This window comes from Cyanobium sp. ATX 6A2 (assembly GCF_024346355.1).
GTDB lineage: Bacteria > Cyanobacteriota > Cyanobacteriia > PCC-6307 > Cyanobiaceae > NIES-981.
In genome coordinates this window covers 442,649-454,513 of sequence record NZ_JAGQCU010000001.1, presented here as the reverse complement: position 1 = coordinate 454,513, position 11,865 = coordinate 442,649, and the positions used below count along the sequence as shown (strand labels likewise).

16 protein-coding genes and 1 tRNA gene are annotated in these 11,865 nt (G+C 68.9%); 6 read left to right on the top strand and 11 right to left on the bottom strand.

All coding sequences use genetic code 11. The annotated features are described in order from the left end of the window. Position 1: 1 nt before the first annotated feature. Genes KBY96_RS02475 through KBY96_RS02465 form a run of 3 tightly spaced genes read right to left on the bottom strand, consistent with a single transcriptional unit; the run spans position 2 to position 2,613 of the window. Positions 2–442, bottom strand: coding sequence for a DUF3119 family protein (locus tag KBY96_RS02475; RefSeq protein ID WP_254977596.1), 441 nt, complete (start codon positions 440–442; stop codon positions 2–4). Positions 443–448: 6 nt separating this feature from the next. After that, positions 449–1,234 carry an MlaE family ABC transporter permease gene (locus KBY96_RS02470; protein WP_396122219.1) on the bottom strand — a complete coding sequence of 262 codons (786 nt, stop codon included), beginning with the start codon at positions 1,232–1,234 and terminating at the stop codon, positions 449–451. After that, positions 1,231–2,613, bottom strand: a complete 1,383-nt coding sequence (locus KBY96_RS02465; protein WP_254977595.1) for an MFS transporter — start codon at positions 2,611–2,613, stop codon at positions 1,231–1,233. The genes KBY96_RS02470 and KBY96_RS02465 overlap by 4 nt, the downstream gene beginning before the upstream one ends. Before the next feature lie 147 nt (positions 2,614–2,760). Here KBY96_RS02465 and KBY96_RS02460 point away from each other — a divergent pair. Together KBY96_RS02460 and KBY96_RS02455 are read left to right on the top strand one after the other, a co-directional pair. Further along, a tRNA-Gly gene (locus KBY96_RS02460) sits at positions 2,761–2,831 on the top strand. A gap of 127 nt (positions 2,832–2,958) precedes the next feature. After that, entirely contained in the window at positions 2,959–3,228 is a 270-nt protein-coding gene (locus KBY96_RS02455) for a hypothetical protein (protein WP_254977594.1), read from the top strand. Between the two features lie 356 nt (positions 3,229–3,584). On the opposite strand, the gene KBY96_RS02450 is transcribed toward KBY96_RS02455, so the two are convergent. Further along, positions 3,585–4,199: a putative toxin-antitoxin system toxin component, PIN family gene (locus tag KBY96_RS02450; RefSeq protein WP_254977593.1), complete on the bottom strand. Its 615-nt coding sequence runs from the start codon at positions 4,197–4,199 to the stop codon at positions 3,585–3,587. Beyond that, positions 4,156–4,629, bottom strand: a complete 474-nt coding sequence (locus KBY96_RS02445) for a helix-turn-helix domain-containing protein (RefSeq protein WP_254977592.1) — start codon at positions 4,627–4,629, stop codon at positions 4,156–4,158. Before KBY96_RS02445 ends, KBY96_RS02450 begins: the two co-directional genes overlap by 44 nt. A gap of 114 nt (positions 4,630–4,743) precedes the next feature. Here KBY96_RS02445 and KBY96_RS02440 point away from each other — a divergent pair, with 114 nt between their 5' ends. Beyond that, positions 4,744–5,139 (top strand): lysozyme inhibitor LprI family protein, encoded by a 396-nt coding sequence (locus KBY96_RS02440; protein ID WP_254977591.1) that lies wholly within the window; start codon positions 4,744–4,746, stop codon positions 5,137–5,139. A 14-nt stretch (positions 5,140–5,153) separates the two neighbouring features. Here the strand turns inward: KBY96_RS02440 and KBY96_RS02435 are convergent, their stop codons facing one another. From KBY96_RS02435 to KBY96_RS02410, 6 genes are all read right to left on the bottom strand, one after another. Further along, complete coding sequence (locus tag KBY96_RS02435) at positions 5,154–5,348, bottom strand: hypothetical protein (protein ID WP_254977590.1); 195 nt, start codon at positions 5,346–5,348, stop codon at positions 5,154–5,156. Positions 5,349–5,361: 13 nt separating this feature from the next. Continuing rightward, positions 5,362–6,018, bottom strand: a complete 657-nt coding sequence (locus KBY96_RS02430; protein ID WP_254977589.1) for a hypothetical protein — start codon at positions 6,016–6,018, stop codon at positions 5,362–5,364. A gap of 295 nt (positions 6,019–6,313) precedes the next feature. Next, positions 6,314–6,583 carry a Txe/YoeB family addiction module toxin gene (locus KBY96_RS02425; protein ID WP_254977588.1) on the bottom strand — a complete coding sequence of 90 codons (270 nt, stop codon included), beginning with the start codon at positions 6,581–6,583 and terminating at the stop codon, positions 6,314–6,316. Beyond that, positions 6,580–6,837: a type II toxin-antitoxin system Phd/YefM family antitoxin gene (locus KBY96_RS02420; RefSeq protein ID WP_261358010.1), complete on the bottom strand. Its 258-nt coding sequence runs from the start codon at positions 6,835–6,837 to the stop codon at positions 6,580–6,582. The genes KBY96_RS02425 and KBY96_RS02420 overlap by 4 nt, the downstream gene beginning before the upstream one ends. A gap of 257 nt (positions 6,838–7,094) precedes the next feature. Continuing rightward, on the bottom strand, positions 7,095–7,400 hold the full coding sequence (locus KBY96_RS02415; protein WP_254977586.1) for a hypothetical protein: 306 nt from the start codon (positions 7,398–7,400) through the stop codon (positions 7,095–7,097). Between the two features lie 64 nt (positions 7,401–7,464). After that, positions 7,465–9,582 (bottom strand): glycogen-debranching protein, encoded by a 2,118-nt coding sequence (locus KBY96_RS02410; RefSeq protein WP_254977656.1) that lies wholly within the window; start codon positions 9,580–9,582, stop codon positions 7,465–7,467. Between the two features lie 86 nt (positions 9,583–9,668). Between KBY96_RS02410 and KBY96_RS02405 the strand changes: the two genes are divergently transcribed. The 3 genes from KBY96_RS02405 (at position 9,669) to gluQRS (ending at position 11,846) form a co-directional block, all read left to right on the top strand. Next, a complete protein-coding gene (locus KBY96_RS02405; RefSeq protein WP_254977585.1) occupies positions 9,669–10,397 on the top strand; it encodes an MBL fold metallo-hydrolase in 729 nt (242 codons plus the stop codon). A gap of 149 nt (positions 10,398–10,546) precedes the next feature. Then, positions 10,547–10,825, top strand: a complete 279-nt coding sequence (locus KBY96_RS02400) for an HU family DNA-binding protein (protein ID WP_254977584.1) — start codon at positions 10,547–10,549, stop codon at positions 10,823–10,825. 10 nt (positions 10,826–10,835) lie between these two features. Continuing rightward, entirely contained in the window at positions 10,836–11,846 is a 1,011-nt protein-coding gene (gene gluQRS, locus KBY96_RS02395) for a tRNA glutamyl-Q(34) synthetase GluQRS (protein ID WP_396122230.1), read from the top strand. The last annotated feature ends 19 nt before the right edge of the window (positions 11,847–11,865 follow it).

Genomic DNA, 11,865 nt, shown 5'->3' with positions numbered 1-11,865 from the left:
TTCAGGCGGCGTCATCGGGGCTGGCGGAGCCTGCGCTGGCCACGGGGTTGAGCTGGGGCAGACGGCTCTGCAGCTGTTGCCGCAGGCTGGCGGCATTGAACAGCACGGGCAGCAGGTGAATGCTCTGCCGTTCCCTGAAATACAACACCACCGGCAGCCCCGGCCAGAACAGCCGCCAGCCCAGCCAGGCCTCGTAGGGGAAGCGGCGCAGCTCCTCGCCTCCGCGCCGCACCAGCAGGGCGTTGCCGCTGAACTCCAGCCGCAGCAGGGCCGTCTGCAGCATCAGGAACAGGCCCAGCAGGCTTACCGCCAGGGCCAGCCACAGCGCCCCGGACCACAGCGGCAGCAGGGCCAGACAGGCCAGACCCAGGCCCGTCACCCCCACGGCGACGCCGTAGTGGGGGCTGAGCATCACCGGCTGAGCAGAGTCAGAGACCGTCATGGAGCATCAAGCGAAGAGCACGGAGGTGAGCACGGCGTTCATCAGCGCCACCGTGACCAGAATCATCACCACGGCACCGGTGGTGCTGGTGCCCACCTCCTTGGGACCGCCGCGGGTGGTGAGGCCCCAGCCGCAGGCCAACACCGCGATCTGCAGCCCGAACACCAGCGCCTTCACCAGCATCGAGGGCAGATCGTCCGGTTGCATCCAGGTGCGCACGGATGTCCAGAACACGCTGGGGGGGATGTTGTAGAGGAGGGCGCTGCTGGTCTGCCCCGACCAGACGCCCACCCAGAAGAAGAGCAGGCACTGCACCGGCGCCATGATCACCAACGCCAGCACCCGTGGCACCACCAGATACTCCACCGGGTCGGTGCGCAGCATGGTGATGGCGTCGATCTGCTCGGTCACCTTCATGGTGCCCAGCTCGGCGGCGTAGGCCGTGGCCACCTTGCCGGCGAGCAGGGTGGCGGTGAGCAGCGGGGCGATCTCCCGCGCCAGACCCAGGGCCAGCAGCCCGCCCACGGCGGCGTTGGCACCCTGCTTGGAGAGCTCCGCCACCACCTGAATGTTGAACACGGTGCCGGTTGCCAGGGCTGTGATCAGCACGATCAGGAAACTGGCGGGCCCGGCCTCCATCAGCTCCTGCATCAGGTCGTTGAAGCCGATCCGCCCGCGGGCGATGGCACTCACCGCCTGGCCGCCGATCATGGCGCTGGCGCCGAGGCGCTTCGCCCAGCGCGGCAGCTTCAGGCGTGACCCTGCCAGCTGGACCCGGAAGCGGCGCTTCATGACGGCTGCGGGGGGCGATGGGGCCAGCGTCGCATCACCACCAGCCCCAGCGTCACCAGGGTGGCCGGAATCACCCCCATGCTCATGCGGATCGCCACCAGGGCGCTGGTGGGCTGGTCGCTGACCAGGGCTGCCTGGTAGCCGCTCAGGCTCAGCAGATTGCCGAAGACGAACAGGGCCAGGCTGATGCAGAGCTTCTGGCCCAGCACCATCCAGGCGCTGTACTGACCCGCGGGCCTCTCGGAATCGGCGTCGATGGCGTCGGGCAGCAGGGACCAGGGGATCAGGTAGGCGGTGGACGACCCCAGCCCGGCGAGCACGATCGTGAGCAGCATCAGCGCCAGGCGCAGGGCGTTGTCGACAGAGCCGAAGGGGGCAAAGGCGGTGTCCATGGGCGGCAGCACCATGGCCAGGGCGCAGCCGCTGATCCACAGGGCGGAGCCCAGATGCAGGGCCCGCACCCGGCCGGCGCGCTGGCTCACGTTGTTCCACACCCACAGGCCCACCAGGTTGCTCACGATGAAGGGCAGCAGGATCCAGTTGCTCCAGGCCTGGGGGAGGCGCAGCACCACCGGCAGATAGATCAGTGCCGATGTCTGCATGATCTGCAGGCCGCACCAGAGCAGCAGGTAGAGGCCGATCACCCGCAGGAAACGGCCGTTGCGGCCCACCCGGCCCAGCAGGCGCCGGGTGGTGCCCTCCTGCCGCTGCGGCCGCTGGCAGTGCAGGGCCACCGGCGCCAGCCCCCAGCCGCACACGAGGGTGGAAATGGTCACGAGGACGCCGGCGAGCATGCCCACCTGCAGGAAGCGGGCGGCGTCGCTGTGGTCCTGAAGCAGCAGGGCCCCCAGCACCACCCCCACCAGCGTGGCGGAGATCGACCCGGTGAAGCGGGCCGTGTTCAGCCGCGTGCGCAGCGCCACGTTGCCGGTGAGCTCGGCGGCCAGGGCCGTGTAGGGCAGGTTCACGGCCGTGTAGAAGCTCTGGGCCACCGCCGAGATCACGATGAACACGGTAAATTTCACCCACTGATTGCCGGGAGGCACCCACCACATCGCCGCCAGGGCGATGCCGAGGGGCACGGCGCTGGCGAAGATCCAGGGCAGGCGCGGTCCCCAGCGGGTGTGGGTCTTGTCGCTCAGCCAGCCGATGATCGGGTCGTTGACCCCGTCCCACAGACGACCCACCATCAGCACGGCTCCCGCCATCCAGGCCGGCAGGCCGGCCGCCGAGGTGTATAACACGAACAGATAGAAGCCGATCAGGGATGCGGCCATCCCCGTGCCGGCATCCCCGAGGCCGTAGGACCAGAGCAGCCGCTGGCGGGCAGACCCGCGCAGATCGGCGGCATCGGTGACGGGGCTGGCCGGACTCGGCATGCGGCGGGAGACCGGCTGGGGCGACGGTCATAATGGCCGAGCAGACCGGAGGACCCCGGGTCACCCAGGGAGTCCCACCGGGATTGCCGCCGTCGTGATCTCAACAGCACAATCTCTGTTGATTGCTATCGCTATCTCGACGAAAATGCGGGCGTAGTTTAGTGGTAAAACCTCAGCCTTCCAAGCTGATGATGCGGGTTCGATTCCCGCCGCCCGCTTTCCGTTCTCAATTAGGGGTTTCGGCTCAAAGCCCTTGCTGTGACTGGCTTTCAGTCTGCCAGCGTTCGCCAGCGCGTGTTTGCCCGTTCCAGGCTGTGAGACGAAACATCTCGCCGAACCTCTCACATGCCGGCGGCCCGTGACTGGGAGCTGACGATCAGAGCCGTCGTGTCTCACGCGCTGTCTCAGCGGGGCTGCCGGCAGGTGCTGTTCCCAATTCCGTGGCAGGGCGATCAGGTTGACCAGATCCGCGATGCCGTGGTCGAGGTCTACGAGGAGTTCCAGCACGGCATCGAGCCCAACGCCTGTGTCGCTCGAACGCCCCACGCTGATGAACAAGCGCTGATGCAGGAGCGGGGGATGCTGGCCTCGGGTGCTGCGGGCCCTGCCCTGTGACGACTGGGCGGACGGCTGGCGTCTTGAGGAGCGCTTCCCGACGCAGGAGCTGCCGCCGATGCAGCCCGGTCTGGGTGGTGGCTACATGGGTCACTACCTGATGAACCGTCCCCTCTGGAAGGAGCTGCGCCGGGACGACGAAGCCAGAGGCGAGAAGCTCGTGCCCTACTCCTGCCGCCACGGCTACGCCCACCGGGCCCATGTGATCTGCGACCTGCCACCCAAGGTGGTGGCCGCGGCGATGGGCCACAGCGTGCAGACCCACCTGGCGGCCTACAGCCGCGCTGGTGTGGGGATGACGTGGTGGATGACGCCTTCGCCAGGGCGGAACAGCGCCTGGACCAGGGCCCACGAGCTCACAGCTCAGCTGCGTAATGCCGAACGGCCTGCGAGAACCTGCTCAAGCCCTGACCCTCCAGGGTCTCCAGGTACTCCTGGACGGTTTTGGGTGGGTTCTTCAGGCTGGCCCGCTGCTGTCGCATCGCCGTGCAGACCCGCCCGGCATCCAGGTTCAACTGATCCACCAGAAACGGATCGGGATGGCAGGCGCCAATCCCATAGCTCGCCAGGGCGTGCTCCGGGAAATCATCCAGGTTGAAGCTGAGGATCAGATCGGCCCCGCACTTGATGGCGGCGGCCAGAACATGGCGGTCGTCCGGGTCAGGCAACTCCAGGGCTGGAATCAGGCTCTGATGGCCATCCACCAGTGCATCGCGCACGTGAGCATTCATCAGCGAGCGCGTGCGCTCCAGCTGCTCTCTGGAGAGATCAGGCCGGTTCCGCAGTAGGGCCGTGATCCACTCCTCGTGAATCTTGTCGCTCCAGCGGGCCCGGTAGAGATCCTTGAGCGCCAGGCGCATCAGCAGATCGCGGAGTGGAGCGGGATAGAGAACGCAAGCGTCGTAGACGACGGTGAAGCGATTCACCTCAGTAGCCCAGTCCCAGTTCCTGGGCCTGGGCAGCCAGCTCATCGAGGACCGCGGCACGCTGCTGATCCATGGCGTGCTTGTAGGCCATCAGATCAGTCAGGCGGATGCGCCGGTGGGTGCCGACCTTGCGGAAGGGGATTTCCCCTTGCTCCAGCCGCTCGATCAGGAAGGGCCTCGACACGTTCAGCAGATCAGCGGCCTGCTGGGTGGTGAGCTCGGCGTGCACCGGCACCAGCGTGACTGCATTGCCCTGGGCCATCTGCACCAGGATTCCCTGCAGCAACTCCAGCACTGCGGCGGGGATCGGAACGGATGCGCGCTGGCCGCCTTCCAGATCGAGGGTGAGGCTGGCCTGCCGCAGGCCATGGGTGGCTCTGAACCGAGCGAGATCGCGCAGGCTCGCTCCTGCAGCCTCTGCGGCCTCTGCTGTGGGGATCACGGGCTCAATGGAACCGGGGAGAGCCACGGTCATGGGCAAAAGGGGGCAGGCAACCCAAACACTAATCGAAATAATCGCAGCAACTGCAGCATCCGCAAGGGCCTTGAGTTGGCGTGTTCTAAGCCTGCTCAGGCCCTGCCTGGCCAGATGGTGTCTGGCTTCCCTCCGCTGCGCCTGCTGCTGTTTGTCCCGGTGTTGATGGCAACCGTGCTGGCCCCGGTGCCCGCACAGGCCGCAGATGACACCCTGCGCCAATCGATGCGGCAGCTGGGGCGGTTTCCCTTTCGGCCCGACTGCGACGGCAATACCCAGGAGATCGTGGCCTGCCAGTGGCGCCACCGGAATCAGGATGACGCCACGCTGGAACGCCTGCTGGGCAGCACAGCCCTGCTGGAGCAGTGGCGCGCCAGTCGCCGACGGGTCTGCGAACAGGCCGCGGCAAAGGCGGAGGGAGGCTCGATCCATGCCGTCGTCTGGCTGAGCTGCGAGAACAACCTCAATGCCGCTCTGATCACAGAGCTCAGCCAGCCACTGGTCCCCTGATGGGACCCCGGCATCTACAGGTGGCGTCGGCTCCAGCCCGTGATGGGGGCTTCGATGTTCTCGGCGTGCCATGGGAGGGGACCGCGGCCCTGGGTGCAGCCCCAGCGGCGGTCGTGCTCGCCGGGAACCAGCACACCACAACGGCAGGCCTGAGCGGTGGTGATCCAGACCCGCTGGCGGGCCTGCGGTTGTGGTGTGGGGGTGTCCATCGCTGTGCCTCGCTCACTGGGCCGAGAGCTTGAGCGCCGCCCCGGCCTTGCGGGGCTCCTGGTGCTCAGCGGTTTGGGGAGTGCCCGCGGGCGCCGGCATTGTTGAGACCCGTGGCGGCACGGGCCCGGCGATCACCAGCAGCAGCAGGCGGTGGAGCGCCCACAGGCTGGAGACGCTTTCTTCCTCCTGTCCCTCGCTCTGGCCCAGGGCCCAGCCGTTGGCCTCGGCGCCTAGGCCGCCGCTGGCCGCGATGGTGCTGCCTGCTGCGGAGTAGCCCTCCAGTTCCTGGAAGCCGGCCTTCGGATCGACCTGCTCGTAGGGCACGAACTCCACCACCTGCACGGCGCGGGGCTGGAAGGTCATGCTGCAGCCGTTCTCGCCGTCCCAGTCGTAGATGTCGAAGGCGACGATCACCTTGGAGCCGTTGCCGATGGCGGCCCCATCCCAGGGCTGCTTCCTGGCATCGACGATGCGCGGACCCTCGGCGCGGGAGCCGTCGCGGCGCTGGAACTGCGGCACCTTGAAGCGCACCACCGTGAGCTCATCGGGGCGGTCGCGATCGGCCTTCCGGGGGAAACCCTTCTCGGCGCGGCGCTTGCGGCTGCCGTGCAGGGCGATGAACTGATCCTCCATCGCCAGCAGGAAGCCCTGGGCCTGAGGTGCTGACACTGGATCAGGGGCGGGCTCAGCTCCATCGGCAGGCGTGTCGCCAACGATGGCCTGCTCGGCCCCAACGGCAGTGGAATCTCTGTTCTCGGGCTCTGTAGTCCGAGCCTGCGTGGCCACGGGAATGGCCAGCAGCATTTGCTCGGTTCTGATGGCACCGCCTGGGGTCTTGACCTCCAGGGCGCCGGTGTTTGTTGCGCCACAGCCGCACTGGCCCGCGGCCGCAGGCCAGGCGGATGCGCTGCTGGATCTCGTGTTCGCTGGGTGAGGAGGCGATACCTCCTGTTGCCTGGGTGGCCTACTCGTAGTGGCTCCAGAGCCGCAAGACCCTCACGATCCGTTCCTCCTCAAGCACCTGGTAGACGAGGCGCTGCCGGATGTTGCTGCGGCGCGAACAGGCACCGCGCAGGTCCCCAACCAGGGCTTCGTAGGGCGGCGGTTGCTGGTATGGATCGGTGGCCAGAAGCTCAAGCAGGGTCTGGGCTTTCTGCTTGAGGGCGGGCGATGCGGAAGCCAGTTTCCGGGCATCGTTCTGGGCCTGCTTGCTGAACAGAACCGTCCAGCTCACCAGCCCGGTTCGCTGCTGAGTTCGCTGCTCAATTCGCTCACGTTGGTGGCCATTCCTTCGAGGATCGACTCGCGCATGCCGGGGATTGACACCAGATGCAGGGTCTCCTGGATGGCGCGCCAGTCGTCTGCTGAGAGCAGCACGGCATTGCCCCGCTTGCCGGTGATCTGCACCGGCTCATGGGACTGCCCAACCTCATCAATCAGGGCGTAGAGCCGCTTGCGGGCTTTTGTTGATGGGCTGGCTTGGGACAGTTGGGGCACTGGCGGGCCGCGCTGGGGCAGCTGCAGAAGCAGTGCGGGCAGTCCCGAATAGGGATGGCGTCCAACTGCCGGTGGCGCCGGCCGTTCAGCCTCCCGCTGCGCGTTTTCCACGCGGAACGTTCACTCGGGCGATCAGCAAGGGGCTCTCATCCCGCGGACCTGTGGAAAAACCGGGTCTGGGTTGTGGAGAAAGCAGGTTTCCTGTGGAAAAGGTGGAACGGCTCGGGCGAGGCCGGTGTCGCCCGACCTCAGGGGTTCAGCCGCTGTTCGCGCCAGCTGTCGTCCAGCCGCCAGCGCCGGCGCTGGTGGGGGTGGCCGCTGAGTTCGAGCAGCTCCACCTGCTCCAGGGCGATGCGCAGCAGGATGAAGTGCTCCGGCATGGGCGTTTCGGCGGGCAGCTCCTGGGGACATGCCGACGGCTCGGCCAGGGGAGCCGCCGGCTCAGGCCCCGCCAGCTCGGCGGGCTTGGCGCTGCGGCCGTCGGTGAGCAGGTCGAGGGCGGCAGGCCCGCCCCAGCCCCGAAACACCAGCGGGCCAGGGGCGAGCGGCCTCACGGTGGCGCGCCCCCTTCAGCAGGCCCCTCCAGGGGGGCAGGGACTGGGCCTGGGACACCCCCCGCTAGAGCTCCACCCCGTCCAGCAGGCGTTGGGCCACCAGCAGCATCAGGCTGCGGCTTTCCAGCGGGGCACCGGTGGGTTTCCAGGGCTGGGGCCGGCGGGGTAGGTCGTCCCCAGCCGGCAGGGCGGTGTCGATCACCCGCACCCAGCCCGAGGGACAGACCGGCAGCTCGAAGTGAACCGCCCGGCTGTAGGCGTTGAGGCCGCACCACAGCAGCGGCCCCTGCACCCGCTCATTCACGCTCCAGGCCAGGGTGTGCGACCACTCCGCCCAGTCGGGACGGTTGATCTCCACGCCGTGCCACTGGCGCCACAGCGCGTGCTCGTCGTCGCTGCGGCGCTGGGGCCGCACCGGCAGGGGTGACTCGGGGTTGAGCACCTGCTTGAGGGTGGTGCGCAGGTTCAGCAGCCGCCGCAGGTAGGTGCGCAGGGCCAGGTCGTCGGCGTTGGGCTGCCAGTGCATCCAGCCGAGGGGGTTGTTCTGGCACCAGGTGTTGTTGTTGCCACCCTGGCTGCGGCGCACCTCATCGCCCATCAGCAGCATTGGCACCCCGGGGGCCAGCAGCAGGGTGGCCAGCAGGTTGCGCAGCTGTCGCTCCCGCAGGGCGGTGACGGCATGGTCGCTGCTGGGACCCTCCACGCCGTGGTTCCAGCTGTTGTTGTGGTTGTCGCCGTCGCGGTTGTCCTCGCCGTTGGCCAGGTTGTGTTTGCCGTTGAAGCTCACCAGATCGGCCAGGGTGAAGCCGTCGTGAGCGGTGAGGAAGGTGATGCACTGGCCGGGGTGGGGCGGCTTCGGCTCGTAGAGATCCGGGCTGCCGCTCAGCCGCAGCCCCAGGGCCCAGGCCGTGCCCTGATCGCCCTTCCAGAAGCGGCGCACGTCGTCGCGGAAGCGGCCGTTCCAGGTGGCCACCCGCAGGGCTGGGAAGTCGGCGAGCTTGTACAGCCCACCGCAGTCCCACGGCTCGCTGATCAGTTTCAGATCGGCCAGTTGGGGATCGGCCTCCATGGCCTCGAACAGCGGCGGTGCGTCCAGGGGCTGCAGCTGATCGCCCCGGCTGAGGGCGATGCCGAGGTCGAAGCGGAAGCCATCCACCCCCAGCTCCACGGCCCAGCAGCGCAGCGATTCCAGGATCAGGCGCCGCACCAGGGGGCGGTTGGCGGCGATGGTGTTGCCGCAGCCGCTCACGTCCAGGTATTCACCGTGGTGGCCCTGCTGGTAATACAGCTGGTCGCCTAAGCCCCGCCAGCTGAGGGTGGGCCCCTGCTGGTTGCCCTCGCTGGTGTGGTTGTAGACCACATCGAGAATCACTTCGATGCCGGCTTGGTGGCAGGCGCTCACCAGTTCGCGCACCTGGTCGCGGGCGGTGAGCGGGTCGTCGCCCACCAGGTAACCCTGGTGCGGCGCCATCCAGCTGATCGGGCTGTAGCCCCAGTGGTTCTGGCGGCCGGCCGGGGCGTCGGCGGGATCGAAGGCCATCACCGGCAGCAGCTCGATGGCGGTGACCCCCAGCTCCTGCAAATGGGGCAGGGTGTCGATCAATCCCAGCAGGGTGCCCCGCCGCTCGCTCGGCACCGGGCAGCCGGCGCCCTGGGTGAAGCCGCCCACGTGCAGCTCATAGATCACGCTGCGCTGCCAGCTGTGGCGAGGGCGGGGGGCGGCGTCGAAATCGAACTGCTCGCGCTCGGTGACCACCCCCTTGAGGCAGCAGCCGGTGTTGGGCACCGCCCCCACCGCCGCCTCGCGGCGGTAGCCGCTCCAGCCGGCGATGGCGCGGGCGCAGGGGTCGAGGAGCACCTTGGAGGGGTTGAAGCTGTGGCCTCCGGCCTGAAGCGGCCCGTACACCCGGTAGCCGTAGCAGCTGCCCAGCCCCACACCCTCCACTTCCACATGCCAGTGGTCACCGGAGCGGTTGCTCTGGTCGAGCTCCACCACGCGCTGGGGCTCACTGGCTTCACCATGGCTGAACAGCAGCAGCTCCACCCGGGTGGCCTGGGGGGCCACCACCGAGAAGTTGACGCCACGAAGGGTGACGCTGGCCCCCAGGGGCCAGGGGGAGCCGGGGTGCAGCGGGGCGCCTTCGGCAGCCACACGTCGCTCTGCGGTGGCACGGCTGGCCATGGTCTGGGTGTCGGCTGCGGGTCGGGCGGACACGAACGCGATTCGTATCGACACAAACTAGTGATCAGACCGACAACGCACCGCCGGTGTTACAACCTGTCCCCCTCGACCCCGGTCGGCCGCCCCAGCAGGTGCGCCGGGGACTGTGGCTGTTCGCCCCCAACCGCGACACCGGCGGCGGCAGCAGCTGGTTGGTGGAGGCCGCGGCGCTGGGTTGTGACGGGCCGGGTGGCGACGGGCTGGGGGCCGGCGATCTGTTGATCGACTGTCCTGCCTGGAACCAGGCCAACCGCGACTGGCTGCGCCGGCGCAGCGGCCACGGCACGATCGTGTTCACCAGCCGCGAGGGCCATGGCCGCTGCCGCCGCTTCCAGGAGGCCCTGGGCTGGGATGTGCTGGTGCAGGAGCAGGAGGCCTACCTGCTGCCGGGGGTGGAGCGGGTGAGCAGCTTTGCGGCGGAACACAGCCTGGCGCCGGGCGTGCGGCTGCTCTGGACCCCTGGTCCCACCCCCGGCTCCTGCGTGCTGCACCTGGCGGTGGGCGAGCTGGATGGTCTGTTCTGCGGACGGTTGCTGCAGCCGGTGGCGCCGGGGCGGCTGCAGCCGCTGGCCACGGCCCGCACCTTCCACTGGCCCCGCCAGATCCGCAGCCTGGAGCGACTGCGCCTGTGGCTGCCGGCCGGCTCGCCGGACTGGATCGCCTGCGCTGGCGGGCTCGGGGCCCTGCGGGGCGAGAAACTCGTGGAGGGCGGTGCCGGTCTGCTGGCCGCCCTGGATCTGCCGGTGCCGGCGGCACAAACGGGGCTCACGGCCTGAGCGGGTCAGCCCAAAGCCATTGCGGCATCGGACTTCTGTGTTGCGGAGTGGCAGTGCTGCCCATACCATTGGCGCGCCACAGGCCAGGCTGGTCGGGGTTTCCGACTGCCACACTCCCCCCGACAGCCCCTCATCAGGCTTTCCTCTAAATGAACAAAGCAGATCTCGTCAACGTGGTGGCTGCCCGCACCGAGCTCACCAAAACCGACGTCGCCCAGGTGGTGGACGCCCTGATCGACACGATCATGGATTCGGTGGTGGACGGCAAGAAGGTGTCGATCCTCGGCTTCGGTTCCTTCGAGCCCCGCGACCGTTCCGCCCGTCAGGGACTCAACCCCAAGACCGGCGAGAAGATCAAGATCGAGGCCAAGCGGGTGCCCGCCTTCACCGCCGGCAAGATGTTCAAGGACAAGGTGCAGGGCGTCTGAGATAGCTGCCCTGAGTCCCGCCGAGCTCCTGCCCGCGCACCTGCGCGACCATCTGGCCACAGCCGCTGAGCGCCGTGGGCGGGGCTACCGGGGCCGTTTCGCCCCCTCCCCCACCGGTGCGTTGCACAGCGGCAACCTGCGCACCGCCCTGCTGGCCTGGCTGGATGCTCGCCTGGCCGGTGGGGAGTGGCTGCTGCGCATCGACGACCTCGACACCCCGCGCAACCGCCCCGGTGCCGAGGAGTCGATCCTGGCCGATCTGCGCTGGCTGGGGCTGCACTGGGATGGCCTGCCGCTGCGCCAGAGCGAACGGCGGGGCCTCTACAGCTCGGTGCTCTCGGCCCTGCGCCGCGCCGGGCTGCTCTACCCCTGTCGCTGCAGCCGGCGGCTCCTGGCCCATGTGTCCGCCCCCCACGGAGGCTGGCCGGTGTATCCGGGTTTTTGCCGCGGGCGGCCGCTGGGCTGGGGCGAGGAAGCCGGGCGGCTGCCCAGCTGGCGGTTGCGGCTGCCGAGCGGCCCCATCGTCTGGCAGGAGCGCCATGGCCGGCCGGGGCGGCTGGACGGAGCCAGCCAGGTGGGCGATGTGGTGCTGCGCCGCGCCGACGGCTTTCTCGCGTATCACCTGGCCACGGCGGTGGATGAACTCAGCCTCGGCATCAGCGATGTGCTGCGCGGCAACGACCTCTGGTCTTCCACCGGCGCCCAGGTGGCCCTGATCGGCGTGCTGGGCTGCGCTCCGCCGCGCTACGGGCACCTGCCCCTGTGGCAGGACGCCAGCGGCCGGCGGCTCAGCAAGCGCGAGGGGGCCGAGGGGCTGGAGGCTTGGCGGCAGCGGGGGCTCGACGCCCCGGCGGTGATCGGTGCGCTGGCCGCCAGTGCCGGTCTGGTGGCGCCTGGATCCCGGCTCAGTGCCGGGGAGCTGCTGGCGGAGCTGACGACGGAGCGTCTGGCCGCCGCTCTGGGCTCTGGTCTGCGCGCTGGGGCGGGGGCGCCGGCTGCCGGTGGCCATCGGCAGCCTTAAGGAAGGCTTCGGGATCACC

Excerpts from the sequence above, each read along its gene's own strand:
- KBY96_RS02465 (WP_254977595.1), bottom strand. The coding sequence starts at position 2,613 with ATGCCGAGTCCGGCCAGCCCCGTCACCGATGCCGCCGATCTGCGCGGG.
- KBY96_RS02410 (WP_254977656.1), bottom strand. The coding sequence starts at position 9,582 with ATGGCCAGCCGTGCCACCGCAGAGCGACGTGTGGCTGCCGAAGGCGCC.
- KBY96_RS02445 (WP_254977592.1), bottom strand. The coding sequence starts at position 4,629 with ATGACCGTGGCTCTCCCCGGTTCCATTGAGCCCGTGATCCCCACAGCA.
- KBY96_RS02475 (WP_254977596.1), bottom strand. The coding sequence starts at position 442 with ATGACGGTCTCTGACTCTGCTCAGCCGGTGATGCTCAGCCCCCACTAC.
- KBY96_RS02450 (WP_254977593.1), bottom strand. The coding sequence starts at position 4,199 with ATGAGCTGGCTGCCCAGGCCCAGGAACTGGGACTGGGCTACTGAGGTG.
- KBY96_RS02455 (WP_254977594.1), top strand. The coding sequence starts at position 2,959 with ATGCCGGCGGCCCGTGACTGGGAGCTGACGATCAGAGCCGTCGTGTCT.
- KBY96_RS02470 (WP_396122219.1), bottom strand. The coding sequence starts at position 1,234 with ATGAAGCGCCGCTTCCGGGTCCAGCTGGCAGGGTCACGCCTGAAGCTG.
- KBY96_RS02440 (WP_254977591.1), top strand. The coding sequence starts at position 4,744 with ATGGTGTCTGGCTTCCCTCCGCTGCGCCTGCTGCTGTTTGTCCCGGTG.
- KBY96_RS02400 (WP_254977584.1), top strand. The coding sequence starts at position 10,547 with ATGAACAAAGCAGATCTCGTCAACGTGGTGGCTGCCCGCACCGAGCTC.
- KBY96_RS02435 (WP_254977590.1), bottom strand. The coding sequence starts at position 5,348 with ATGGACACCCCCACACCACAACCGCAGGCCCGCCAGCGGGTCTGGATC.